Raw genomic sequence first — 22,252 nt, forward strand, 5'->3', positions numbered from 1 at the left:
GATGTAGAGCGGTTTTACCCTATGAAACGTTTTCTCGACTGAGGGTCTCGGGCTGGCTAAATTCCTTTTGGCATGACTGTACAGCCCGGTTATACAGGCTTTCAGTGATATGGCGGAGTGTCACTACTTGCTTTCAACGGACCACCCCGGTATAAAAAATCAAATTATTTTTTAAAACAATATTTCCGCCGTGGAACCCTTATGGCCGCGAAGAAACTCAGCGCTCCAAACGTTACCAAGACTCGATTGCTGGATGCGACAGAGGCACTCTTCATCAAGTACGGCTACGACGCCGTTTTGTTACGTCAGATTACCGAGCGTGCCCAGGTCAACCTGGCCGCGGTGAACTATCACTTCGGGGACAAGGACTCCCTGATGAAAACCCTGCTGATGCAACGCCTGGAGCCGCTCAACGAGCAGCGCCTGGAATTGCTCGCCCGCTGCGAAGCCGAATCCGACGGCCCGCTGGATTGCGACACCCTGCTCGGCGTGCTGTTCGCCCCGGCCATGGGCCTGGAACGCAGCGACCCGGCCAGTGGGGAAGGGCGCTCGTTCATCCGTTTCCTGGGGCGGGTCTACAGCGACACTTCGCCGTTTATCCAGGAATACCTCAAGGTGCATTACCAGCCGGTGTTCCAGCGCTTCTTCGAAGCCTTCGCCCTGGCCTTGCCGGATCTGCCGCGCAATGAGCTGGGCGTGCGCCTGCAATTTGCGCTCAAGGCAATTTCCGGGGTTATGGCGGGTACCGAATTGCGCCTGCTGATGAACTCCATGAGCCTGGGCCGCCCGGCCACGGATGCGGAGGTGATGGCCAAGTTGATTACCTTGGTGTCAGCGGCGATTCGCGTGCCACAGCAGAGTGCTGAGGCTGAGACGGCGTTGGCCAAGGTGCTGGATACCCAGCGGGCCATTCGCGAGCAAGCGACACGCTGAAGCCAATCCGAAACTCCTTGTAGAAGCGAGCAAGCTCGTTCTTACAAGGAGCTGGCCGTTTTTAGCGCCAAAAAGCAGGCAAAAAAAAGCCCGCTGGGGCGGCGGGCTTGATGTACAACGTTTGTAACGGATGAGGCTTCACCCTACGTCTTGGGATGTGAACAAATCGTGAAAAATATGTAAGAGAAAGTGTGAATGTGTTGATCCTGGTAATCAGATCAACTCCCCATACGTTCAGATCTTCCACCGGCCAGCGCTTTTGGCCAAGCGTTGACGCATTGCATCCACATTCGCGGCCAATTGCAGGGTCAATAACCGATATCCATCCAGTGCGCTGTAGACGGGTGCATCCAATGTGGACTCACCACCGCTGGCCTGGCCGTTGCGTTCCAACCGCTCCGTCACCCCCGACTTCAACGCCCGCGCCATCCCCACCAACTGCACCCTGATTTGCCGATGCTCAGCCTTCAACATTACCTGCATGCGCGCCGTCGCCTGCTCATCGCGAGGATCGGGCCGGGTATTGCCGAGAATCTCCAGGGTGCTGATGCACATGCGCAGGTGGCGCTGGATCGCGTCCAACTCGGTCATGGAAATCCGCACTTCCTTGGACACCGACGGCATCAATGAGCGCAGTTGCAACATTGCTGCATTCAGGCGGTTGAGCAACTTGAGGTGTTCATCATCGGTCACCGATTGACCATTGATGATCCGGCTGTAGATCTGCGCGCAATCACGCAGCGCACTGGCCAGGTTGTAACGCCACGAATACACGGCGTACAGCGGCAGGGCGAAGGAAAACGCCAGGGCCAAGGCGATGCCGATGAGGATGTCTACGGTGCGCCACAGCCCGTCCGACAGCGGATTGTCACCGTGCCCCGCGACGATAAATACGGTAATCGCCGACAGCAGCGCGGTATACCCGCCTTTGCCGATGGCGTGGTAGGAAAAGAATCCGCAAATCGCCGACATCAGCAGGTAGGTCAGCAATGGCTGGCCGACGTAGGCTTCCTGCACCACCAGCAGCAAACCGACACTGGCACCGATCAGCGTGCCGTAGGCGCGCTCCACGGCTTTCTTGCCGATATTGCCGTGGTGCTGCAACCCGCCGATCACCACCAGCATGGTCACCGACGCCCATTCGCCGTGGGGCAGGTTGAGACCGGTGGTCAACAGGATCGTCGCCAGCAAGCCGATGGACACGCGCACGGCGTGGATCAGTTTGGCGTGACGATAGCGGCGGTACGGGTCGAGCAGGGGGCGCAGCAGGCGCCGGGCAAAGAAGGGCAGGTTCATCGGTATTAAAAGAGCCTCAATCGTCAGGGCTGACTCGGTCCATTGTGGGAGGGGGCAAGTCGAATCGTCGCACCGACCCTCTCACATTGTTGAACCGAGGAGTGCTTAGAAAATGTAGTCAGTGGTCAGGAAGCTCGAGTCACGGTTACGCAGGATCTCGCTGACCAACGCCTTATTGCTCTCCTGGAACTTGGTCGCCACCAGGGTGCGGATCGAGAACACGCGCAGGGCGTCATGTACCGACAGCGTGCCCTCGGCCGAGTTCTTGCGCCCATTGAACGGGAAGGTATCCGGCCCGCGTTGGCATTGGGCGTTGATATTGATGCGGCCGACCTGGTTGGCGAAGGTGTCCACCAGGCGCCCGACGGCGACGGGGTCGGTGCCGAAGATACTCAACTGCTGGCCGAAATCCGAGTCCAGCACGTAGTCGATCACGGTTTCCAGGTCGCGGTAGGGCACGATCGGCACCACCGGGCCGAATTGCTCTTCGTGGTACACGCGCATCTGCGGGTTCACCGGGTACAGCACCGCCGGGTAGAAGAACGAACCACGGCTGCTGCCACCTTCGGCATTGACGACCTTGGCACCGTGCCGGGCCGCATCGGCCACCAGTTCATTGAGGTAATCCACCTTGCCCACTTCCGGCAGCGGTGTCAGCGCTACGCCATCGTCCCAAGGCATGCCGGGCTTGAGGGTGGCTAGCTTGGCATTGAACTTCTCGATAAAGCTGTCGACCACATCCGCGTGCACAAACAAAATTTTCAGCGCGGTGCAACGCTGGCCGTTGAACGACAGCGAGCCGGTGACTGCTTCACTCACCGCGTTGTCCAGGTCCACTTCGGGCAGCACGATCCCCGGGTTTTTTGCATCCAGCCCCAGCGCAGCACGCAAACGATGCGGTTTGGGGTGCAGCTTTTTCAAATCGCTGGCGGCCTTGTTGGTGCCGATAAACGCAAAGATATCGATCTTGCCGCTGGCCATCAGCGCGCTTACGGTTTCGCGGCCGCTGCCGTAGATCACGTTGATCACCCCGGCCGGGAAGCTGTCGCGGAATGCCTCCAGCAATGGGCGGATCAGCAACACGCCGAGCTTGGCCGGTTTGAACACCACCGTGTTGCCCATGATCAGCGCCGGGATCAGTGTGGTGAAGGTCTCGTTCAACGGGTAGTTGTAAGGCCCCATGCACAGAGCCACGCCCAGGGGCACTCGACGAATTTGCCCGAGGGTGTCCTGTTCAAGCTCGAAACGGCTGCTGCGGCGGTCGAGTTCCTTGAGGGCGTTGATGGTGTCGGTGATGTAGTCGCAGGTGCGGTCGAATTCTTTCTGCGAGTCCTTGAGGTTCTTGCCGATTTCCCACATCAGCAGCTTGACTACCGCGTCGCGCTGTTCGCGCATGCGCCGCAAGAAGGCTTCGACATGCTGGATGCGCTCTGCCACGCGCATCGTCGGCCATTCACCCTGGCCACGGTCATAGGCGCGCACGGCGGCATCCAGGGCGGTGAGGGCGGTATCGGCATCCAGCAGCGGCGTGCTGCCGATATGCACGCGTTCATCGCCCAGTTGCACGGGGCTTTGCACGCGGGCGAGAGGGCCGTCCCACACCCGCAGTTGGCCATCGACCAGGTAATCACGCTGCTCAATGGGCGCCGCCAGGCGAAATTGCTCGGGAATCTGGGCAACGGACGTGGGAAACAGTTGGGCAAGCAGGTTGCTGGTGGTCATGTCGCTACCCCTGGAATAGTTGCAAAACATGACTAGAGAGTCACCCAACTGGCAGCTCCAAGGCAAGGCTTACGCGCATTCTTGTTCGCAGTGTCGCGTGCGCCGGGTAAACTGCGCGGCTTTTCAGAAGGAGTTCACATGAGTCAGTACCAGCCGGGCATTCTTGCCGCCCCGGTGCCTTTGCAGGCCCGCCATCTGTTTTTTGCCCTCGATTCCCTGCAAGCCGTGCCTGCTGCCCTGGACGCACTGGTGCAGTGGACGGATGCGGCGGCCGTGGTCGGTTTCGGTGAGCCGCTGGTAAAGGCCCTGGGTGCTGAGATTGAAGGCTTGCGTACATTCCCCGTGGTCAGCGGCCCCGGTGCACATAACCCGTCGACCCAGCAGGCGTTGTGGGTATGGTTGCACGGAGTGGATCGCGGCGAGTTGCTGCTGCGCAGCCGCACACTAGAAAAAGCCCTGGCCCCGGCTTTTCGCCTGGTGCAATCGACCGAAGGCTTCCGCTACAAGACCGGTTTTGACCTGACCGATTACGAAGACGGCACCGAAAACCCCCATGACGATGCCGCCGTGACAGCCGCCTTGACCGATAGCGGCGCCAGCTTCGCCGCGATCCAGCAATGGCAGCACGACCTCGACGGTTTCGCCGCATTGCCGGCCCAGGAGCGTGACCACATCATCGGCCGCCGCCATGGCGACAACGAAGAGCTGGATGACGCTCCCGAGTCCGCCCATACCAAGCGCACGGCCCAGGAAAGTTTCACCCCGGAGGCCTTCGTGGTCCGCCGTTCCATGCCCTGGGCCGAGAACGGCCAGGCGGGTTTGATGTTTCTTGCTTTCGGGCATTCCTTCGATGCGTTCGAGGCGCAGCTTCGACGTATGATCGGGTTGGAGGATGGGATTGTTGATGGTCTGTATCGCATCAGTAAGCCACTGACCGGTGGTTACTACTGGTGCCCGCCGGTCAGGGAAGGGCGCCTGGACCTGAGTTTGGTTTTTTAACGCTTCTGCACCTGCGTCCTTGAAAAACACATGGCGGCAACGCTAGTGTGGCGGTCTGAATATTTCTGAATGTTTCAGCTTTATGCCCAGCCTCACTCAACGCACTGCCGATAGCACCTCGCGCCGCGCCGCCTTGACCCTGGGGTTTTGCCTGCCCAGCGATGTGTTGCTCTATCTGTTGCTGCCAATGGAGTCCGAGGCGTTCGGCGTCACCCTGGCCCAGGCCGGCGTGCTGTTGGCCGCCAACCGCCTGGTACGGATCTTTGGCTACCGGCATGTACTGAATTTCTATGCGCGTAACGGCGACCGCCTGACCTGCATGATCGCCGCCGGTGCCGCAGCGCTGTGCGCGCTGGGCAATTCGGTGCTGTCCGGGTTCGCTGCGCTGCTGGGCCTGCGGTTGGTCTGGGGCCTGTGTTTTGCCGCGTTGAACCTGTCGACCCAAGTACTGGCGACTTCCGAGCCGGAGGGCGCGGCCCGCAGGGCAGGGCGTTCGCGGGCATTGATCGCCTTCGGGCCGATGCTGGCCTTGCCCCTGGGCGGGCTGTTGACGTTATGGGCAGGGCCGCGCCCGATCTTTCTGATGCTCGCCGGTTGCTGCCTGGTGGGGCTGTGGCTCGCCCGCGGCTTGCCCACCAGCGGTCATGATTTGCACAGCACTCCGGGGCGCCGCTTCAAGTGGCCGGACAGTGTGGCGCTGTGGTCGTTTATCGAAGGCGTGGCGCTGGACGGCTTGTTTATCTTTGGCCTGTCACTCCAGGCACAGAAAATCATGGGCGGTGATGCGGTGCTGATCGCCGGTGGCTTGATGGGCCTGCGCTACCTGTCGGAATTGCTGTTGAGCCCATTGGGCGGGCGTGCGGCCCAGCGCTTCGGGGCCACGTCGATGTTACTGCTGTTTTCGTTCTTGAGCGCCCTGGCCCTGGCCGCGTTCGGCAGTCATTGGGTGATCGTCGGCGCGGCGGCGGTGCTGGTGCTGCGTGCCCTGCAACTGCCACTGGTGACCACGCTGGTGGCCGAGCGCAACCCAGGTGCCATGCGCGTATCGGCATTAGCGTCCAACGCCGTATGGCGCGATATCGGCGCAGGCCTCGGGCCGCTGCTGGCGGGCCTGTTGCTGCCGGTGGCCGCTGCGCCTTGGGTGTTTGGCCTGGCTGGCGCAGCAATTGTCGTGAGCGCGCTGTTCTGCTGGCGGGCCAAGGTCGCCCACTGACGTTACGTTAAGCGCTTTTCAGGCTTTGCAGCCATGTGGGATCGAGCCGGGTTTGGTCGGTATCGATCCCCAGAGCCTCCATCTTTGTCTTATGAGCCTCGATCTCGCCGACCAGTTGCGCCTGGGCGCTGGAGTTGGCGTCCAGCTCATGCATCTGCGTCAGCCCCAAGTGATAGAAGCGCAATAACTTGATGGCCGCCGGGTCGTTGGCCTGGACCCGCTCGGTGACCTTGTGCATTACATTGGTCACACTCATCAGGCTGCGTTTGAGCTGCCAACCGTATACAGCCGGCGCCAGCCAGGGCTGGGTCCAGAACGGGCCACGCACCAGCGCGACAGTAATCAACACCCCGGCAAATACGCCGCCGACATTGAAGCGAAAGTTGTCGCCTCCGGGCTCGCCGAACAGCATCACCGCCAGGCTCGACAGCAGCATGGCCAGGGCCAGGAACAGCACGGCGACGATCAGCGTGCTGCGGCGGGTCTGTTGACGGTAGGTGACGGGGTCGCAGGGTTTGAGCTCGAACATCCGAGGAAGGTCTCCAGAAAGGGCTGCCATCTTCTCATGCTTGCAGCAATGAAGTTGAACGATAGCCACGGGCAGTTTCTCTAAATTTGTGAAGCCCCCATGAGGTAAGCCGTCATGTCCGAACACAAACAGCCACCACCTGGTACACCCGACCCGAACCGCACGCCCGGTGAAGAAGAGCGCGACAACGATGCGTTGCGCCCCAATGACCCGAAAGAGCGTGGCCCGGACGATGATGTCGAGCGCGTCGAAGAAGACCTGGAAAACCTCCACGACAAAGCTCGCCCGCTTTAACAGGAGAACCTGATGAACAAGCGTACCGATGGCCCCCACTCCAATGAACATGCCAGCGGCAAGGATGAGCTGGGCTTTGACCCGGACTCGCCGGATGTGGCAGACCCGCAGGTCGATCCGATAGGCCCGGCCATCGCGCCGTTGGACAAAGACAAAAAGGCTAAGGAAGAGGCGAAAAAAAAGCCGCCCTACGATCCGTTGGGCGACTTGAAAAAGTGAACCGAGCCCCGCCGTCGTGCGGGGCTTTGTTTATTTGGGCGGGGTCCAGCTGACGTCGGTGATGCCATACTTTTCCGCCCAGGGCCGGGTGGTTTTTTTCACCTGCTCGTGACCCACGCGGCCGATGCGGCTGACATGTGCAATGTCGGCATCAACGGCCGCCCAATGCCATGCCTCGGCGTTGTTCATCACTTCGGCGCGCACCACGAAAGACTTGGGTTTACCGTGTAGCTGATAGTGGATGGTGTAGATTTTTGCGGTACTCATGTTGCCTCCCTGTCTTGTTATAGATGGATAGGCCAGTGTTCAAAAAGGTTCATTCAAAATGACAACGTGTGCGGGGGCGCGGCATAGTGACGCTCCGCCTCGTGCCAAGGACCGCGCCATGCCTGAACTCACTCATAGTCATCTCTATTTGAAACGCCTGGGCTACGATTCGCCGCCACCCCCCACCTTGCAAACCCTGCAGGACTTGCAACTGCGCCATGTGTGCACCTTTGCCTTTGAAAATCTGTCGACGCTGATGTACGCGCCGGTGCCGATCGACCTGCCCAGCGTCGAGCACAAGGTGCTGCACCAGGGCCGCGGTGGTTATTGCTACGAGTTGAACCAGTTGTTCCTGGCCCTGCTGCAGGAACTGGGCTTCGAAGCCCGCGGCATCACCGGTCGCGTGGTAATTGGCGGGCCACCGGACGCCCACACCGGGCGCACCCACCGCCTGAGCCTGGTGACGCTTGAAGGGGTGCGCTACATCACCGACGTCGGCTTTGGCGGCATGGTACCCAGCAGCCCGTTGCAACTGGACACCGACGCACCCCAGGCCACTGCCCACGAGCCCTATCGCCTGACCTTCAATCAGGGCAGCTACACGCTCTGGGCCCAGGTCGGCGAAGAGTGGCGCGGCCTGTATGTGTTCGATCTGCAAGTCCAGGCAGACATCGACTACGAAATCGGCAATTGGTACGTCTCCACGCACCCGGGGTCGCCGTTTGTGGGGCAGTTGAAGGCCGCACTGCTGGCACCCGGTAAACGTCATACCTTAGCCAACGCCCACTATGCGCTCCATTACCTGGATCGGCCCAGTGAAAAGCGCACGCTTCGGACTGCCGATGAATTGCTGGGGCTATTGCGCGACACCTTCGGCATTCGGCTGCCGGATCAGCCTCAACTTAGCGAAGCCGTGGAGCGCCTTATCTGTATGAATCCTGAAGAATATTGAGATAGAGCCTTCGCTGAACCGTTTTTTCTCCTTTTTGGTGCAAATCAGTTCGAACTTTTTGCAAACGCCAAGGTTCGAACCGATTCCTGAATACTTTGCCCACCTTAAAATGGAGATGTAAAACGATGTCCAAACTATTCGGAAAATTCCTCAAGAACACCTCGTTGCTGGCCCTGGTGGCTGCGCCTGGCGTGGTGTTCGCTGCACCTTCCACCGACCCGATTTCCACCTTCGGGATCCTCGGCAGCTACAACGACTTCAAACTCGAAGGCGGTAGCCAAAGCGACAAAGACCACATGCCTGAAGCCGGCCTGTTCTATAACTTCGGCAACAAGCTCACTGCCGAGTCCGGTTTTATCTACCAGGCCGGTATCGAAGCCAAGTACGGCGAAAAGAGCGATAACAAGCTCAAGGAAGGCCAGGCCGACCTCGACCTCGGCTGGCGTGCCGCGCTGGATGCGCGCAACTTTGTCGACGTGATCGTGGGCGGTGGCTACACCTGGACCCGCTATGAGCCGGACACCAATGGCTACGACATGAAACTGACCAACAAGTCGCCGTTTGCCAAGGCTGCGCTGGGCTACAACCACCAGTTCGATGACATGACCCTGCGCGTTGAAGCCGGCGCCCGTCACACCATCGATGGCCGTGCCAAACTCAAGGTAGACGGCGTTGGCAGCGACAGCGTGGACCTCAAGGACCGCACCAACCCCTATGCCGAAGTCAGCCTGCTGATGAACCAGAAGGGCGACCTGCCAGTGATGGCGGGCCTGTACTACACCCGCACCGAGTACAAGCTCGACGACGACTCCTATGTGGCCGACAACACCAAGCTCAAGCGTGACGAATACGGCTTCAAGGTCGGTATTGCATTCTGACGCTGTTGTACTGCAAAAAACGCCTCGATAATCGGGGCGTTTTTTTTGGCTTTCGCAGGTCAGCCCAATGCGGCAAGTTGCGCCACGGTTTCAGGAAAACGCGCTACCAGACGGATCAGGGTGACGGCCTGGGCGTTGGGCTTGGCCCGGCCTTGTTCCCAGTTCTCCAGGGTGCGGGTGTTGGTACGCAGGTACATGGCGAATACCGACCGGGAAAGGTTGAGTTGCTGGCGCACGGCGATCACCTCATCAGCGGTGAGCGGCGCCAGCTTGTTGAGGTGGACCTTGTGGTTGCGCAGGGTGATTTTACCCTGGCGCTCATCGGCCAGGGCGTCGAAGCCTTCGACCAGTTCGGAAAAGATGTCACGTTTCATGATGTGTTCTCGCTTTGATTTCCCTGTCCAGCATGTGTTTAAGAGCTTTCTTGTGGTGGGGTGTCAGGTCGCTATGTTCGTGCTTGCCGTACAAGGTGAATAACCAGAATTGCGTGCCGCCTGACCACCAGTAGTAAATGACTCGCAGGCCACCACGCTTGCCTTTGTTTCGCCGTTCATCAACGAAGCGAACCTTTCTCAACCCGCCCGTTCCTTCGATCACATCTCCTGCTTCGGGGTTTTTCATTAACTCCTGTTGAAAACCCTGGAAAAGCTCCTCACTCAGATAGTCCTTGCGATGCCGCTCGAATGCCGGCAGTTCGATAAATAGAGCATCCATGTTCTGTACGTAGCCTGCGTAGAGTTTGGTGGCCCACCCGCGTTAGGTCAAGTGACCGCGCTGTGGGAACTTTCTTAAAACGCAAACACCATACGGCCGGCTTCATCGGGTAGATGCCGGATGAAGAGGCAGATCGAGGAGGAAAATTCAGCGAGCAGGGGAGGGGAAAAGCAGATCCTGGGAAACGCAAAACGGCGCCCAAAGGCGCCGTTCTGTTGACTGCATCAACCTAAGCGATCAAACCCCCAGCACCGCATGCTGCACCAAGGTGAGCAACGGTTGTGGGTACACGCCCAGGAAGAACGCGAGCAGGGCGATGGCCAGCAGCATCACGCCGCCTGCCTTCTGTTCCCAATGCAACTCGGCATCCACACGGCGCAGGTTGGGCTCGATCAGGTAGAGGGTGACCATCACGCGCAGGTAGTAGAACACGCCGATGGCGCTGCCCAATACCAGGGATGCTACCAGCCACCACTCGTGGGCTTCGACACCCGTGGCGACAATGTAGAACTTGCCGATAAAGCCCGCAGTCAGCGGGATACCGGCCAGGGACAGCATCATTACGGTCAGCACGGCAGTCAGGTACGGACGGCGCCAGAACAGGCCGCGGTATTCGTACAGGGCGTCGGCGTCACGGCCTTTGTAAGGCGAAGACATTAGCGTGATCACACCGAAGGCGCCGAGGCTGGTGATCACGTAGGTGACCAGGTACACGCCAATGGCTTCCACGGCCAGGCCCTTGCTCGCCACCAGGGCGATCAGCAGGTAGCCGAAGTGGGCGATGGACGAGTAACCCAGCAGACGCTTGAGGTTGTTTTGAGTCAGGGCCAGCAGGTTACCGAACAGGATCGACGCAATGGCGATTACGGTCAGCACGTTGCTCAGCACGCCGGTGTTGGCGGCAGGCGAGATCTGGAACAGACGCACCATCACCGCAAACACCGCCACCTTCGACGCAGTCGCCAGGAACGCGGCCACCGGCGCCGGGGCGCCTTCGTACACGTCCGGGGTCCACAGGTGGAAGGGTACCAGCGACAGCTTGAACGCCAGGCCAATCAGCATCATCGCCAGGCCCAGCTGGGCAATCGGCGCCGGGCTGTTGGTGGCGGCCAGGGCCTGGCCGATACCGGTGAAGCTCAGGCTGCCGGCTTCGGCGTAGAGCAGGGCCATGCCGAACAACAGGAACGCGGAACCAGCGGCCGACAGCACCATGTACTTGATGCCGGCTTCCAGGGAGCGCTTGTTGAAGAAGGCGTAGGCCACCAGGCCGTAGGTCGGGATCGACAGCAGTTCCAGGCCGATGAACAAGCCGGCCAGGTGCTGCGCGCTGACCAGCACGATACCACCGGCCGCAGCCAGCAGGATCAGCAGGTACAACTCTTCCTTGTTACCTGGGTAACCGGTGCCGCCTTCGCCGAGGTAGGCGTGGGCGAGGGTCACGCACGCCAGGGTCGCCACCAGGATCAGGGCGATATACAGCAGCGCGAAGTCATCGACCATCATCAAAGGCGTGACCGCCAATGGCGCGACCTTGAGGGCCGGGATGATCGACAGCAGGGCCAGGTTCAAACCGGCACAGGACAGCAGGAACGTTTGCGAGTGATTGCGGCGCCAGGCGATCGCCAGCATCACCACCACAATGGTGAGGCTGGTGATCAACAGCGGCGCAAGCGCGATAAAGTGTTGGATCGTGAATTCCATAGCGCTCTTACCGGGCCGAAGCGAGTTGGGAGAAGGCGGTGCCGAACCACTGCTGCACGCCATGCATCGTTGCGGCAGAAGTGTCCAGGAACGGTTGCGGGTACACGCCAATGAAGATCAGCAATACCGCAAGGCCGAGCACCATGATCAGTTCGCGGGCATCCATACCGTGCAAAACGGTGTCCGACTTGGCCGGGCCGAAGTACGCGCGGTGGATCATGATCAGCGAGTAGACCGAACCGAACACCAGGCCGGACGTGGCGATGGCGCTGATCCATGGCGTCTGCACGAAGGCCCCCATCAGGATCAGGAACTCGCCGATGAAGTTACCGGTACCCGGCAAGCCCAGAGACGCCGCGGCGAAGAACAGGCTGATCGCCGGCAGGTATGCGATGCGCGACCACACGCCACCCATCTCACGCATGTCACGGGTGTGCAGGCGTTCGTACAGCTGACCACTGAGGATAAACAGGGCAGCCGCCGAAACACCGTGGGCCAACATCTGGATCACCGCGCCTTGCAGCGCCAGCTGGCTGCCGGAGTAGATGCCGATCAGTACGAAACCCATGTGGGAAACGGACGAGAAGGCAATCAGGCGCTTGATGTCGGTTTGCGCGAAGGCCAGGAACGCACCGTAGAAGATCCCGATCAGACCCAGGGTCATGGCGATCGGCGCAAACTCGGCCGAGGCATTCGGGAACAGCGGCAGGGCGAAACGTAACAGGCCGTAGGCCGCCGTCTTCAGCAGGATACCAGCCAGGTCCACGGAACCGGCAGTCGGCGCCTGGGCGTGGGCGTCAGGCAACCAGGAGTGGAACGGCACCACCGGCAGCTTCACCGCGAAGGCGATGAAGAAGCCGAGCATCAGGATGTACTCGGTGGTCAGCGACATCTTGGTTTTCAACAGGTCGGCGTAGTTGAACGTAATCACGCCGGTGCTGTTGAAGTTGACCAGGACCAGGCCCAGGATCGCCACCAACATGATCAGGCCGGAAGCCTGGGTGAAGATGAAGAACTTGGTCGCCGCGTAGATCCGGGTTTTCTTGCCGTCCGAAGAACTGTGACCCCAGAGCGCGATGAGGAAGTACATCGGCACCAGCATCATTTCCCAGAAGAAGAAGAACATGAACAGGTCCAGCGCCAGGAACACGCCGACAACGCCGCCCAGGATCCACATCAGGTTCAGGTGGAAGAAGCCCACGTGACGCTGGATCTCTTTCCAGGAGCAGAGTACCGAGAGGATACCCAGCAGGCCGGTCAGCAGGATCATCAACAGCGACAAGCCGTCGAGAGCCAGGTGCACGTTGATGCCGAAGCGCTGGATCCACACGTGCTTGAATTCAAGCGCGAAGGTCGGATCGACACCCGGTGCCGGAGCAAATGAATAGTCGCCATGGGCCCACAGCCAGAGGCCGAGTGCGAGTTCCAGGGACATGGTCAGCAACGCAATCCAGCGGGGCAGGGTGGCGCCGAAGCGTTCACCCATCCAGCAGAGCAGGCCGCCGATAAAGGGGATCAGGATTAGCCAGGGCAGAATCATGACGGGCTCGTTTCCTTTCGCAAGTTCGCAAAGTACGCAGTGCACTTAAACATAGTCAGACCGCTACCACGACGATGGCGCCGATCACCAGCACGGCACCCGCCGCCATGGATGCTGCATACCAACGCAGTTGGCCAGTCTCGCTGCGGCTCAGGGCTGTGTGACCAGCCTTGGCGGCGCGCGGGATCAAACCGATGGTCTGGTCGAGCGGGTCTTTGCGCAGTACATGGCTGATGGCGAGGTATGGCTTGACGAACAGTTTGTCGTAGATCCAATCGAAGCCCCAGGCAGCGAACCACCAGGCCGACAGGAAGCGCCCGATGCCACTGTTGGCCACGGCGGTCACGAAGCGACGCTTGCCGAGGAACAGCAGGGCGGCCAGCAGGATACCAGCGATGGCGATGGCGCCCGAGGCGATTTCCAGGCTGTGCTTGTCTGCGCCGCCGGCATGGCCGACGCTTTCTGGCAATACACCGGCCAGTGGTGGAGTGATCATGGCGCCGATGAAGGTCGACAGGATGATCAGCACCGACAGTGGCAGCCAGTGGGAGATGCCGTGGCCTGCGTGCGCTTCGGTCTTGGCTTCACCGTGGAAGGTGATGAAGATCAGGCGGAAGGTGTACAGCGAGGTCATGAATGCACCCACCAGGCCTGCGTACAGCAGGTTCTGGTTACCGCTGGCAAAGGCTTCCCAGAGGATTTCATCCTTGGAGTAGAAACCGGCGGTCACCAGCGGCAGGGCGGCCAGGGCTGCACCACCGACGATGAAGCTGGCGTAGGCTAGTGGCAGTTTCTTCCACAGGCCGCCCATCTTGAAGATGTTCTGCTCGTGGTGGCAGGCCACGATCACCGCACCGGAGGCAAGGAACAGCAGGGCCTTGAAGAACGCGTGGGTCATCAGGTGGAAGATCGCCGCGTCCCAGGCACCAACGCCCAGGGCCAGGAACATGTAGCCGATCTGGCTCATGGTCGAGTAGGCGAGGATACGCTTGATGTCGGTCTGCACCAGCGCGGCGAAGCCGGCCAGTACCAGGGTCACCCCGCCGACGATGCCGACAAGATGCAGGATATCCGGCGCCAGGGTGAACAGGCCGTGGGTACGGGCGATCAGGTAGACACCGGCGGTCACCATGGTTGCGGCGTGGATCAGTGCCGAAACCGGGGTCGGGCCGGCCATCGCATCCGCGAGCCAGGTTTGCAGCGGCAGTTGCGCGGATTTACCCACGGCGCCGCCCAGCAGCATCAGGGTCGCCAGGGTGATCCAGAAGTCGCCGACCTGGAATTTCTGCGGTGCCAGCACCAGCAGCTCCTGGATGTTCAGCGTGCCCACCTGTTGGAACAGGATGAACAGGCCGATGGCCATGAACACGTCGCCGATGCGGGTGACGATAAAGGCCTTGAGTGCCGCGTTACCGTTGTTGCGGTTGCTGTAGTAGAAACCGATCAGCAGGTACGAGCACAGGCCCACGCCTTCCCAGCCGAAGTACAGGAACAACAGGTTATCGCCCAGCACCAGGAACAGCATGCTGGCGATAAACAGGTTGGTGTACGAGAAGAAGCGCGAGTAACCGGCTTCACCGCGCATGTACCAGGACGCGAACAGGTGGATCAGGAAGCCTACACCCACCACCACGCCGAGCATGGTGATCGACAGTCCGTCGACGTAGAGGGCGAAGTTGGGCTTGAAGCCCTCCACCGACATCCACTGCCACAGTACCAGGGTGTAGTGACCGCCTTCGGGCGGTGCAACGTTGAATTGCCAGATGACGTAGGCAGCCACGATGGCCGACAGGCCAATGGAGCCCACGCCGATCAGGGCCGAGAGGTTTTCCGACCAGCGGCCGCGAGAGAACGACAGCAGCAGGAAACCGATCAGGGGGAATACGAAAGTCAGAAAGATCATGTTCATCCGCGCATCTCACTGGCAGCGTCGATATCAAGCGTGTGGAAGCGACGATACAGTTGCAGCAGGATCGCCAGGCCGATACTGGCCTCGGCGGCTGCCAGGCTGATCACCAAGATGAACATCACTTGTCCATCCGGCTGGCCCCAACGTGCACCGGCAACGATGAACGCCAGTGCCGCGGCGTTCATCATGATTTCCAGGCTCATCAACACGAACAGAATGTTACGGCGCACCATCAGGCCGACCAGGCCAAGGCAGAACAGGATGCCGGCGACCGCCAGACCATGCTCCAAAGGGATAGCAGGCATCGTCATTGCTCCTTGGCTTCGTTGCGGCCCAAGTGGAAGGCGGTGATGGCTGCGGCGAGCAGCAGCATCGAAGCCAGTTCGACCACCAGCAGGTACGGGCCGAACAGGCTGATGCCCACGGCTTTCGCGTCTACGGTGGTGTGGCCGATGGCCTGGCCGCTCTGGTGAGCGAACAGCACATACAGCAGTTCACCCAGCAGCAGCGCTGCGAGGACAACCGGGCCGAGCCAGATGCCGGGCTTGAGCCAGACGCGTTCCTGGGCGACCGAAGCCGGCCCGAGGTTGAGCATCATCACCACAAACACGAACAGCACCATGATGGCGCCGGCGTAGGCGATCACTTCCAGTACACCGGCGAACGGTGCGCCGAGGCTGAAAAAGGTCATGGCCACGGCGATCAGCGAAATGATCAGGTAGAGCAGGGCGTGCACGGGGTTGGTGTTGGTGATCACGCGAAGCGTGGACACCACTGCAATACCCGATGCGAAATAGAAAGCGAATTCCATCTTTCTTCCTTAAGGCAGCAAGCTCTTCACGTTGATCGGCTCGGCTTCGTTTTGTGCGGCGCCCTTCGGCTTACCGGCAACGGCCATACCTGCAACACGATAGAAGTTGTAATCAGGGTTTTTACCGGGACCAGAGATCAAAAGATCTTCTTTCTCGTACACCAGGTCCTGACGTTTGAACTCGGCCATCTCGAAATCCGGTGTGAGCTGGATCGCGGTGGTCGGGCAAGCTTCCTCGCAGAGGCCGCAGAAAATGCAGCGCGAGAAGTTGATACGGAAGAAGTCCGGGTACCAGCGACCGTCTTCGGTTTCAGCTTTCTGCAGGGAGATGCAACCCACCGGGCACGCCACGGCGCACAGGTTGCAGGCTACGCAACGCTCTTCGCCGTCGGGGTCGCGGGTCAGTACGATGCGGCCGCGATAGCGCGGCGGCAGGTACACCGCTTCTTCGGGGTATTGCAGGGTGTCGCGTTTGCGAAAGCCGTGACCGAACACCATCACCAGGCTTCGCAACTGGGTACCGGTACCCTTAACGATGTCGCCAATATATTTGAACATGGGTCAAATCCTCACTGAACCGCGGCAGCTGGCGTGTTCAACAACACGACGGCAGCCGTCACCAGCAAATTGATCAGGGTCAGCGGCAGGCAGAATCTCCAGCTGAAATCCATCACCTGGTCATAGCGCGGGCGCGGAATCGAGGCGCGCAGCAGGATGAACAGCATGATGAAGAACGCGGTCTTCAAGAAGAACCAGAAGAAGGCCAACTGCGGCAAGATGCCGAACGGACCGTGCCAGCCGCCAAAGAACAGCGTGACCAGCAGGGCCGAGATCAAGATGATGCCGATGTATTCGCCAACGAAGAACATGCCCCATTTCATACCGGCATATTCAATGTGGTAACCGTCGGCCAGTTCCTGTTCCGCTTCCGGCTGGTCGAACGGGTGACGGTGAGTCACGGCCACGCCAGCGATGAAGAAGGTACAGAAGCCAAAGAACTGCGGAATGATGAACCACAGGTTCTGTGCCTGGTACTCGACGATATCGCGCATGTTGAACGAGCCAACCTGCACCACGATGCCCATCAGCGCCAGGCCCATGAACACTTCGTAGGACACGGTCTGGGCCGAGGCACGCAAGCTGCCCAGCAGGGCGAACTTGTTGTTACTGGCCCAACCGGCGAACAGCACCGCATACACCGACAGACCGGCCATGGCGAAGAAGAACAGCAGGCCGATGTTCAGGTCCGCCACGCCCCAGGTCGGGGTGATCGGGATGATCGCGAAGGCGACCAGCAAGGCGCTCATGGCCACCACCGGTGCCAGGGTGAAGATCACCTTGTCGGCGAACGGCGGGGTCCAGTCTTCCTTGAAGAACATTTTCAGCATGTCGGCGGCGATCTGGAACATGCCGAACGGGCCAACGCGGTTCGGACCGTAGCGGTCCTGCCACCAGCCCAGCAGGCGACGCTCGACGAAGCTGAGCAGGGCGCCCGCCACGACCACGGCCAACAGGATCACGATGGCCTTGACCACCGAAATGATCACGTCAATTACTTCCGGCGTGAACCAGGTCATTGCGCTGCCTCCTGCAGACCGTCAACGGTTTGGCCAAAGATAGCGGGCGGAATGCCGGCAAGGCCTTTAGGCAGTGCAACCAGGCCAGCGCCCAACTCCTCGTTGATACGCAGCGGCAGGCGCAGGGTCTGGCCGGCCACGTTAAGGCTGAGCAGGGCACCGTCGTTGACGCCCAGGCGGTCGGCTTCGGACTTGGCCAGCGACACGTAGGCCGCAGGGATACGTTCCTGCACCGGCGCGGCCTTGGAAGAGGTCTCTTCGCTGCCGAACAGGTGGAAGAACGGCACGACCTGCCAGGTGCCCGGGGCCGGGTTGAACGGACGCGGTACCGCAGCGAACCAGTTCAGCGAGTCACCGGTGCTTTCGATCAGGCGAGTACCCGGGTCGCCAGCACGGATGTGACCACCGACTTCGTCCTGGAACTTGTTCCAGGCCTGCGGCGAGTTCCAGCCCGGCGACCAGGCAAACGGCACCTGCTGACGCGGCTCGGCCGACCCCGAATAACCTTCCATGGAGAAGGCGAACGCGGTGTCGATGTCTTGCGGGGTACGCGGTTCGTGCACGCTGATATCAGCACGCATGGCGGTACGCCCGGAGTAGCGCAGCGGTTCACGGGCCAGTTTCAAGCCCTTGATACGGAACGCGGCGGACGGTGCAGCGTCGACGATGCGGGCCAACTGCGGCGCGCTCGCAGCGGTGGCTGCGGTGACGTGGTCGAGCTGGGTCCAGTCAATCGGCTGGTTCAGCAGGGTGGCGCGCAGGGCATGCAGCCAGCGCCAGCCTTCGTGCACCAGGATGCTGGCATCCATGTACTTCGGATCGAACACCTGGAAGAAGCGCTGGGCGCGGCCTTCCTGGCTGACCAGGGTACCGTCGCCTTCGGCGAAGGTGGCGGCTGGCAGCACCAGGTCGGCACGCTCGCTGGTAGCGGTCTTCTGGTGGTCGGCGACGATCAGCACCTTGGCGGCGTTGAGTGCAGCGTCAACCTTGGCGGCGTCGGTGCGGGTGTACAGGTCGTTTTCCAGCACCACGATGGCGTCGGCGCTGCCGTCGGTCACCGCTTGCAGGGCGGCGTCCAGGGACTCGCCACCGAGCATGGCCAGGCCGAGGCTGTTGGCTTCCGGCACCACCAGGCTGATGGAGCCGTTCTTATCGCGCAGCTTCAGGGCTTTGGCGATGTTGGCAGCCGCTTCGATCAGCGCCTTGGAACCCAGGGAGGTGCCGGCGATGATCAATGGGCGCTTGGCCGCCAGCAGTGCGTCGGCGATGCGCTGGGCCAGTTCGACCGCTTCGGTGTCCAGGCCATCGACGGCAGGCGCGCTGGCGTCGAGGGCGTGGGCCACGGCGAAACCGATCCGGGCCAGGTCGTCCGGTGCGGCATGGACGCATTCTTCGGCGATGTCGTCGAGCTTGGTTTCAGCCAGGGAGGCGATAAACAGCGGGTTCAGCGCGTGCTGGCCGATGTTTTTCACCGCGGCGTCGAGCCACGGTTGCACGCGCATGGCATCGGCCATCTCTTCGGCCTTGCCCTTGACCGACTGGCGCAGCGACAGGGCGATGCGGGCAGCGGTCTGGGTCAGGTCTTCACCGAGCACAAAGATGGCATCGTGGTCTTCGATGTCGCGCATGTTCGGCACTGGCAGTGGGCTGTCATTCAGCACTTGCAGGACCAGGCGGATACGCTCCAGCTCACCAGCTTCGATACCGCAATAGAAGTGCTCGGCGCCGACCAGCTCGCGCAAGGCGAAGTTGCTTTCGAGGCTGGCACGCGGCGAACCGATACCGACGATGTTGCGCCCGCGCAGCAGGTCGGCGGCTTTATCCAGCGCCGCGTCCAGGCTCAGCTTGGCGCCATCGGCCAGCAGTGGCTGGCGTGGGCGGTCTTCGCGGTTGACGTAGCCATAGCCGAAACGGCCACGGTCGCACAGGAAGTACTGGTTGACCGAACCGTTGAAGCGGTTTTCGATGCGACGCAATTCACCGTAGCGCTCGCCCGGGGAGATGTTGCACCCGCTGGAGCAGCCATGGCAGATGCTCGGTGCGAACTGCATGTCCCACTTACGGTTGTAGCGCTCGGAGTGGGTCTTGTCGGTGAACACGCCGGTCGGGCAGACCTCGGTGAGGTTGCCGGAGAATTCGCTCTCGAGCACGCCGTCTTCAACGCGACCGAAGTACACGTTGTCGTGGGCGCCGAATACACCAAGGTCGGTGCCGCCGGCGTAGTCTTTATAGAAGCGCACGCAGCGGTAGCAGGCGATGCAGCGGTTCATCTCGTGGGAAATGAACGGGCCGAGGTCCTGGTTCTGGTGGGTACGCTTGGTGAAGCGATAACGGCGCTCGTTGTGGCCGGTCATCACCGTCATGTCTTGCAGGTGGCAGTGACCGCCTTCCTCACAGACCGGGCAGTCGTGGGGGTGGTTGGTCATCAGCCATTCGACAACGCTGGCGCGGAACGCCTTGGATTCTTCATCGTCGATGGAGATCCAGGTGTTGTCGGTGGCTGGGGTCATACAGGACATGACGATACGACCACGGGTGTCGTTCTCGTCGGTGTATTGCTTGACCGCGCACTGGCGACAGGCACCGACGCTACCGAGCGCGGGGTGCCAGCAGAAATACGGGATATCAAGGCCGAGTGACAGACACGCCTGTAACAGGTTGTCCGCCCCATCGACTTCGAGCGCTTTGCCGTCTACGTGGATAGTGGCCATGGTTCAAAGTTCTTCGTTGGCCCGTTGTCAGCGGGCGTGGCTAATGGAATCTTGTTATTCATGTGCATCTACACAGCCTTTACGGCGTCAGCACATGAGCAGGCGAAGGGCACGGACCCTTCGCCTGTTTAAGCGTTACGCGCCGACTACGATCGGCTTCGCCAGAGGCGGGACGGCGGCGCTGGTGGGCGCGATACCGGCTTCGAACTCCGAGCGGAAGTATTTGATTGCGCTGCCCAATGGCTCTACGGCGCCCGGTGCGTGAGCACAGAAGGTCTTGCCTGGGCCGAGGAAGCCGACCAGGCCCAGCAGGGTTTCGATATCACCCTCGCGACCTTCGCCATTTTCCAGGGCCATCAGCAGCTTGACGCTCCACGGCAGGCCGTCACGGCATGGGGTGCAGAAGCCGCACGATTCACGGGCAAAGAACTGCTCCATGTTGCGCAGCAGCGACACCATGTTCACCGTGTTGTCCACCGCCATCGCCAGGCCGGTGCCCATGCGGGTGCCGACCTTGCCGATGCCGCCGGCATACATCTGGGCGTCCAGGTGTTCGGGCAACAGGAAACCGGTACCGGCACCGCCTGGCTGCCAGGCTTTCAAGGTGTAGCCGTCGCGCATGCCGCCGGCGTAGTCCTCGAACAGCTCGCGGGCGGTCACGCCGAACGGCAGCTCCCACAGGCCAGGGTTCTTGACCTTGCCGGAGAAACCCATGAGCTTGGTGCCCATGTCTTCGCTGCCTTCACGGGCCAGGGATTTGTACCAGTCCACGCCGTCGGCGATGATCGCCGGCACGTTGCACAGGGTCTCGACGTTGTTCACGCAGGTCGGCTTGCCCCACACGCCGACGGCGGCAGGGAAGGGCGGCTTGGAGCGCGGATTGGCGCGGCGACCTTCGAGGGAGTTGATCAGTGCGGTTTCTTCACCACAGATATAACGCCCGGCGCCGGTGTGCACGAACAGTTCGAAGTCGAAGCCGGAACCGAGGATGTTCTTGCCCAGCAGGCCCGCAGCCTTGGCTTCTGCCACTGCACGGTTGAGGTGCTTGGCGGCGGTGGTGTACTCGCCACGCAGGAAGATGTAGCCACGGTAGGTCTTGAGCGCACGGGCGCTGATCAGCATGCCTTCGATCAGCAGATGGGGCAGTTGCTCCATCAGCATGCGGTCTTTCCAGGTGTTGGGCTCCATCTCATCCGCGTTGCACAGCAGGTAGCGGATATTGATGGATTCGTCTTTGGGCATCAGCCCCCATTTCACGCCCGTGGGGAAGCCAGCACCGCCGCGGCCCTTGAGGCCCGCGTCTTTCACGGTCTGGACGATATCTTCCTGGGCCATGTCGGCGAAGGCTTTGCGCGCAGCGGCGTAACCGTTCTTGGCCTGGTATTCGTCGAGCCATACCGGCTCGCCATCGTCACGCAGGCGCCAGGTCAGCGGGTGGGTCTCGGCCGAACGCTTGATCAGGTTGGCCGGGCCGAAAGAGGTCAGGGTCATGGGTAGCCCTCGAGCAATTGGGTCACGCCAGCAGGCTGTACGTCACCGAATGTGTCGTCGTCGATCATCAACGCCGGCGCCTTGTCGCAGTTGCCCAGGCAGCACACCGGCAGCAGCGTGAAGCGGCCGTCGGCGGTGGTCTGGCCGAGGCCGATGCCGAGCTTGGCCTGGATTTCGCTGACCACGGACTCATGGCCGCCGATGTAGCAGACCATGCTGTCGCACACGCGAATGATGTGACGGCCGACTGGCTGACGGAAGATCTGGCTGTAGAACGTCGCCACCCCTTCAACATCGCTGGCCGGGATGCCGAGGATCTCGCCAATGGCGTAGAGAGCGCCGTCGGGCACCCAGCCACGTTCCTTCTGGACGATCTTCAAGGCTTCGATCGACGCCGCGCGCGGGTCTTCATAGTGATGCAACTCGTGCTCGATGGCCGAGCGCTCGGTTTCACTCAAGGTGAAACGGTCTGTCTGGATAAGCGTGCTGTTCATGC

23 protein-coding genes are annotated in these 22,252 nt (G+C 61.0%); 7 read left to right on the plus strand and 16 right to left on the minus strand.

Features of this window, described 5'->3' with window-relative positions; all coding sequences use genetic code 11:
* Positions 1-201 precede the first annotated feature (201 nt).
* A complete protein-coding gene (locus QZR30_RS13890; RefSeq protein WP_046068654.1) occupies positions 202-933 on the plus strand; it encodes a TetR/AcrR family transcriptional regulator in 732 nt (243 codons plus the stop codon).
* A gap of 234 nt (positions 934-1,167) precedes the next feature.
* On the opposite strand, the gene QZR30_RS13895 is transcribed toward QZR30_RS13890, so the two are convergent.
* Both QZR30_RS13895 and QZR30_RS13900 read right to left on the minus strand, forming a co-directional pair.
* Positions 1,168-2,229 carry an FUSC family protein gene (locus tag QZR30_RS13895; protein WP_059397933.1) on the minus strand — a complete coding sequence of 354 codons (1,062 nt, stop codon included), beginning with the start codon at positions 2,227-2,229 and terminating at the stop codon, positions 1,168-1,170.
* 105 nt (positions 2,230-2,334) lie between these two features.
* Entirely contained in the window at positions 2,335-3,951 is a 1,617-nt protein-coding gene (locus tag QZR30_RS13900; RefSeq protein WP_046068652.1) for an NADP-dependent glyceraldehyde-3-phosphate dehydrogenase, read from the minus strand.
* Positions 3,952-4,089: 138 nt separating this feature from the next.
* Between QZR30_RS13900 and QZR30_RS13905 the strand changes: the two genes are divergently transcribed.
* Together QZR30_RS13905 and QZR30_RS13910 are read left to right on the plus strand one after the other, a co-directional pair.
* Positions 4,090-4,950 carry a Dyp-type peroxidase gene (locus tag QZR30_RS13905; RefSeq protein ID WP_311903442.1) on the plus strand — a complete coding sequence of 287 codons (861 nt, stop codon included), beginning with the start codon at positions 4,090-4,092 and terminating at the stop codon, positions 4,948-4,950.
* A gap of 82 nt (positions 4,951-5,032) precedes the next feature.
* Positions 5,033-6,163 carry an MFS transporter gene (locus QZR30_RS13910; protein ID WP_046068650.1) on the plus strand — a complete coding sequence of 377 codons (1,131 nt, stop codon included), beginning with the start codon at positions 5,033-5,035 and terminating at the stop codon, positions 6,161-6,163.
* Between the two features lie 7 nt (positions 6,164-6,170).
* Here the strand turns inward: QZR30_RS13910 and QZR30_RS13915 are convergent, their stop codons facing one another.
* Complete coding sequence (locus tag QZR30_RS13915) at positions 6,171-6,692, minus strand: DUF3087 family protein (RefSeq protein WP_046068649.1); 522 nt, start codon at positions 6,690-6,692, stop codon at positions 6,171-6,173.
* A gap of 114 nt (positions 6,693-6,806) precedes the next feature.
* Here QZR30_RS13915 and QZR30_RS13920 point away from each other — a divergent pair, with 114 nt between their 5' ends.
* Positions 6,807-6,986 carry a hypothetical protein gene (locus QZR30_RS13920; protein ID WP_046068648.1) on the plus strand — a complete coding sequence of 60 codons (180 nt, stop codon included), beginning with the start codon at positions 6,807-6,809 and terminating at the stop codon, positions 6,984-6,986.
* 12 nt (positions 6,987-6,998) lie between these two features.
* Entirely contained in the window at positions 6,999-7,205 is a 207-nt protein-coding gene (locus QZR30_RS13925) for a DUF6021 family protein (protein ID WP_046068647.1), read from the plus strand.
* A gap of 30 nt (positions 7,206-7,235) precedes the next feature.
* Here the strand turns inward: QZR30_RS13925 and QZR30_RS13930 are convergent, their stop codons facing one another.
* A complete protein-coding gene (locus tag QZR30_RS13930; protein ID WP_005789137.1) occupies positions 7,236-7,472 on the minus strand; it encodes a DUF6555 family protein in 237 nt (78 codons plus the stop codon).
* A 118-nt stretch (positions 7,473-7,590) separates the two neighbouring features.
* Between QZR30_RS13930 and QZR30_RS13935 the strand changes: the two genes are divergently transcribed.
* Both QZR30_RS13935 and QZR30_RS13940 read left to right on the plus strand, forming a co-directional pair.
* Positions 7,591-8,424 carry an arylamine N-acetyltransferase family protein gene (locus QZR30_RS13935; protein WP_046068646.1) on the plus strand — a complete coding sequence of 278 codons (834 nt, stop codon included), beginning with the start codon at positions 7,591-7,593 and terminating at the stop codon, positions 8,422-8,424.
* A gap of 125 nt (positions 8,425-8,549) precedes the next feature.
* The gene (locus QZR30_RS13940; protein ID WP_046068645.1) at positions 8,550-9,302 is read left to right on the plus strand and encodes an outer membrane beta-barrel protein; all 753 of its coding nucleotides are present in this window, start codon (positions 8,550-8,552) and stop codon (positions 9,300-9,302) included.
* A gap of 59 nt (positions 9,303-9,361) precedes the next feature.
* Here the strand turns inward: QZR30_RS13940 and QZR30_RS13945 are convergent, their stop codons facing one another.
* The 12 genes from QZR30_RS13945 to nuoE all read right to left on the minus strand — a co-directional run bounded on the left by QZR30_RS13945 (position 9,362) and on the right by nuoE (position 22,250).
* A complete protein-coding gene (locus QZR30_RS13945) occupies positions 9,362-9,676 on the minus strand; it encodes a helix-turn-helix domain-containing protein (protein ID WP_014718915.1) in 315 nt (104 codons plus the stop codon).
* Positions 9,666-10,016 (minus strand): toxin, encoded by a 351-nt coding sequence (locus QZR30_RS13950; protein ID WP_046068644.1) that lies wholly within the window; start codon positions 10,014-10,016, stop codon positions 9,666-9,668. Before QZR30_RS13950 ends, QZR30_RS13945 begins: the two co-directional genes overlap by 11 nt.
* A gap of 237 nt (positions 10,017-10,253) precedes the next feature.
* The gene (gene nuoN, locus QZR30_RS13955; protein WP_043046579.1) at positions 10,254-11,717 is read right to left on the minus strand and encodes an NADH-quinone oxidoreductase subunit NuoN; all 1,464 of its coding nucleotides are present in this window, start codon (positions 11,715-11,717) and stop codon (positions 10,254-10,256) included.
* 7 nt (positions 11,718-11,724) lie between these two features.
* On the minus strand, positions 11,725-13,257 hold the full coding sequence (gene nuoM / locus QZR30_RS13960; RefSeq protein WP_034120261.1) for an NADH-quinone oxidoreductase subunit M: 1,533 nt from the start codon (positions 13,255-13,257) through the stop codon (positions 11,725-11,727).
* 55 nt (positions 13,258-13,312) lie between these two features.
* Positions 13,313-15,166: an NADH-quinone oxidoreductase subunit L gene (gene nuoL, locus QZR30_RS13965; RefSeq protein ID WP_056846559.1), complete on the minus strand. Its 1,854-nt coding sequence runs from the start codon at positions 15,164-15,166 to the stop codon at positions 13,313-13,315.
* Positions 15,163-15,471, minus strand: a complete 309-nt coding sequence (gene nuoK / locus QZR30_RS13970; protein ID WP_003174727.1) for an NADH-quinone oxidoreductase subunit NuoK — start codon at positions 15,469-15,471, stop codon at positions 15,163-15,165. Before nuoK ends, nuoL begins: the two co-directional genes overlap by 4 nt.
* Positions 15,472-15,473: 2 nt before the next feature.
* Positions 15,474-15,977, minus strand: coding sequence for an NADH-quinone oxidoreductase subunit J (gene nuoJ / locus QZR30_RS13975; protein ID WP_003174726.1), 504 nt, complete (start codon positions 15,975-15,977; stop codon positions 15,474-15,476).
* Positions 15,978-15,986: 9 nt separating this feature from the next.
* The gene (gene nuoI / locus QZR30_RS13980) at positions 15,987-16,535 is read right to left on the minus strand and encodes an NADH-quinone oxidoreductase subunit NuoI (protein ID WP_003174725.1); all 549 of its coding nucleotides are present in this window, start codon (positions 16,533-16,535) and stop codon (positions 15,987-15,989) included.
* Between the two features lie 11 nt (positions 16,536-16,546).
* Entirely contained in the window at positions 16,547-17,554 is a 1,008-nt protein-coding gene (gene nuoH / locus QZR30_RS13985) for an NADH-quinone oxidoreductase subunit NuoH (RefSeq protein ID WP_043046584.1), read from the minus strand.
* A complete protein-coding gene (nuoG, locus tag QZR30_RS13990; RefSeq protein ID WP_046068642.1) occupies positions 17,551-20,265 on the minus strand; it encodes an NADH-quinone oxidoreductase subunit NuoG in 2,715 nt (904 codons plus the stop codon). Before nuoG ends, nuoH begins: the two co-directional genes overlap by 4 nt.
* Before the next feature lie 135 nt (positions 20,266-20,400).
* Positions 20,401-21,756 (minus strand): NADH-quinone oxidoreductase subunit NuoF, encoded by a 1,356-nt coding sequence (gene nuoF / locus QZR30_RS13995; protein WP_311903444.1) that lies wholly within the window; start codon positions 21,754-21,756, stop codon positions 20,401-20,403.
* Positions 21,753-22,250, minus strand: coding sequence for an NADH-quinone oxidoreductase subunit NuoE (gene nuoE / locus QZR30_RS14000; protein ID WP_003232080.1), 498 nt, complete (start codon positions 22,248-22,250; stop codon positions 21,753-21,755). The genes nuoF and nuoE overlap by 4 nt, the downstream gene beginning before the upstream one ends.
* Positions 22,251-22,252 lie beyond the last annotated feature (2 nt).

Source organism: Pseudomonas sp. rhizo25 (genome assembly GCF_031931935.1).
GTDB lineage: Bacteria > Pseudomonadota > Gammaproteobacteria > Pseudomonadales > Pseudomonadaceae > Aquipseudomonas > Aquipseudomonas synxantha.

Bases quoted from the DNA above. Each gene is read 5' to 3' on its own strand.
- QZR30_RS13925 (WP_046068647.1), top strand. From the start codon at position 6,999: ATGAACAAGCGTACCGATGGCCCCCACTCCAATGAACATGCCAGCGGC.
- QZR30_RS13940 (WP_046068645.1), top strand. From the start codon at position 8,550: ATGTCCAAACTATTCGGAAAATTCCTCAAGAACACCTCGTTGCTGGCC.
- QZR30_RS13900 (WP_046068652.1), bottom strand. From the start codon at position 3,951: ATGACCACCAGCAACCTGCTTGCCCAACTGTTTCCCACGTCCGTTGCC.
- nuoK (WP_003174727.1), bottom strand. From the start codon at position 15,471: ATGCCTGCTATCCCTTTGGAGCATGGTCTGGCGGTCGCCGGCATCCTG.
- QZR30_RS13890 (WP_046068654.1), top strand. From the start codon at position 202: ATGGCCGCGAAGAAACTCAGCGCTCCAAACGTTACCAAGACTCGATTG.
- nuoJ (WP_003174726.1), bottom strand. From the start codon at position 15,977: ATGGAATTCGCTTTCTATTTCGCATCGGGTATTGCAGTGGTGTCCACG.
- QZR30_RS13915 (WP_046068649.1), bottom strand. From the start codon at position 6,692: ATGTTCGAGCTCAAACCCTGCGACCCCGTCACCTACCGTCAACAGACC.
- QZR30_RS13905 (WP_311903442.1), top strand. From the start codon at position 4,090: ATGAGTCAGTACCAGCCGGGCATTCTTGCCGCCCCGGTGCCTTTGCAG.
- QZR30_RS13920 (WP_046068648.1), top strand. From the start codon at position 6,807: ATGTCCGAACACAAACAGCCACCACCTGGTACACCCGACCCGAACCGC.
- QZR30_RS13930 (WP_005789137.1), bottom strand. From the start codon at position 7,472: ATGAGTACCGCAAAAATCTACACCATCCACTATCAGCTACACGGTAAA.
- nuoM (WP_034120261.1), bottom strand. From the start codon at position 13,257: ATGATTCTGCCCTGGCTAATCCTGATCCCCTTTATCGGCGGCCTGCTC.
- nuoG (WP_046068642.1), bottom strand. From the start codon at position 20,265: ATGGCCACTATCCACGTAGACGGCAAAGCGCTCGAAGTCGATGGGGCG.
- nuoN (WP_043046579.1), bottom strand. From the start codon at position 11,717: ATGGAATTCACGATCCAACACTTTATCGCGCTTGCGCCGCTGTTGATC.
- QZR30_RS13950 (WP_046068644.1), bottom strand. From the start codon at position 10,016: ATGGATGCTCTATTTATCGAACTGCCGGCATTCGAGCGGCATCGCAAG.
- nuoE (WP_003232080.1), bottom strand. From the start codon at position 22,250: ATGAACAGCACGCTTATCCAGACAGACCGTTTCACCTTGAGTGAAACC.
- nuoL (WP_056846559.1), bottom strand. From the start codon at position 15,166: ATGAACATGATCTTTCTGACTTTCGTATTCCCCCTGATCGGTTTCCTG.
- nuoI (WP_003174725.1), bottom strand. From the start codon at position 16,535: ATGTTCAAATATATTGGCGACATCGTTAAGGGTACCGGTACCCAGTTG.
- QZR30_RS13935 (WP_046068646.1), top strand. From the start codon at position 7,591: ATGCCTGAACTCACTCATAGTCATCTCTATTTGAAACGCCTGGGCTAC.
- QZR30_RS13945 (WP_014718915.1), bottom strand. From the start codon at position 9,676: ATGAAACGTGACATCTTTTCCGAACTGGTCGAAGGCTTCGACGCCCTG.
- QZR30_RS13895 (WP_059397933.1), bottom strand. From the start codon at position 2,229: ATGAACCTGCCCTTCTTTGCCCGGCGCCTGCTGCGCCCCCTGCTCGAC.
- QZR30_RS13910 (WP_046068650.1), top strand. From the start codon at position 5,033: ATGCCCAGCCTCACTCAACGCACTGCCGATAGCACCTCGCGCCGCGCC.
- nuoF (WP_311903444.1), bottom strand. From the start codon at position 21,756: ATGACCCTGACCTCTTTCGGCCCGGCCAACCTGATCAAGCGTTCGGCC.
- nuoH (WP_043046584.1), bottom strand. From the start codon at position 17,554: ATGACCTGGTTCACGCCGGAAGTAATTGACGTGATCATTTCGGTGGTC.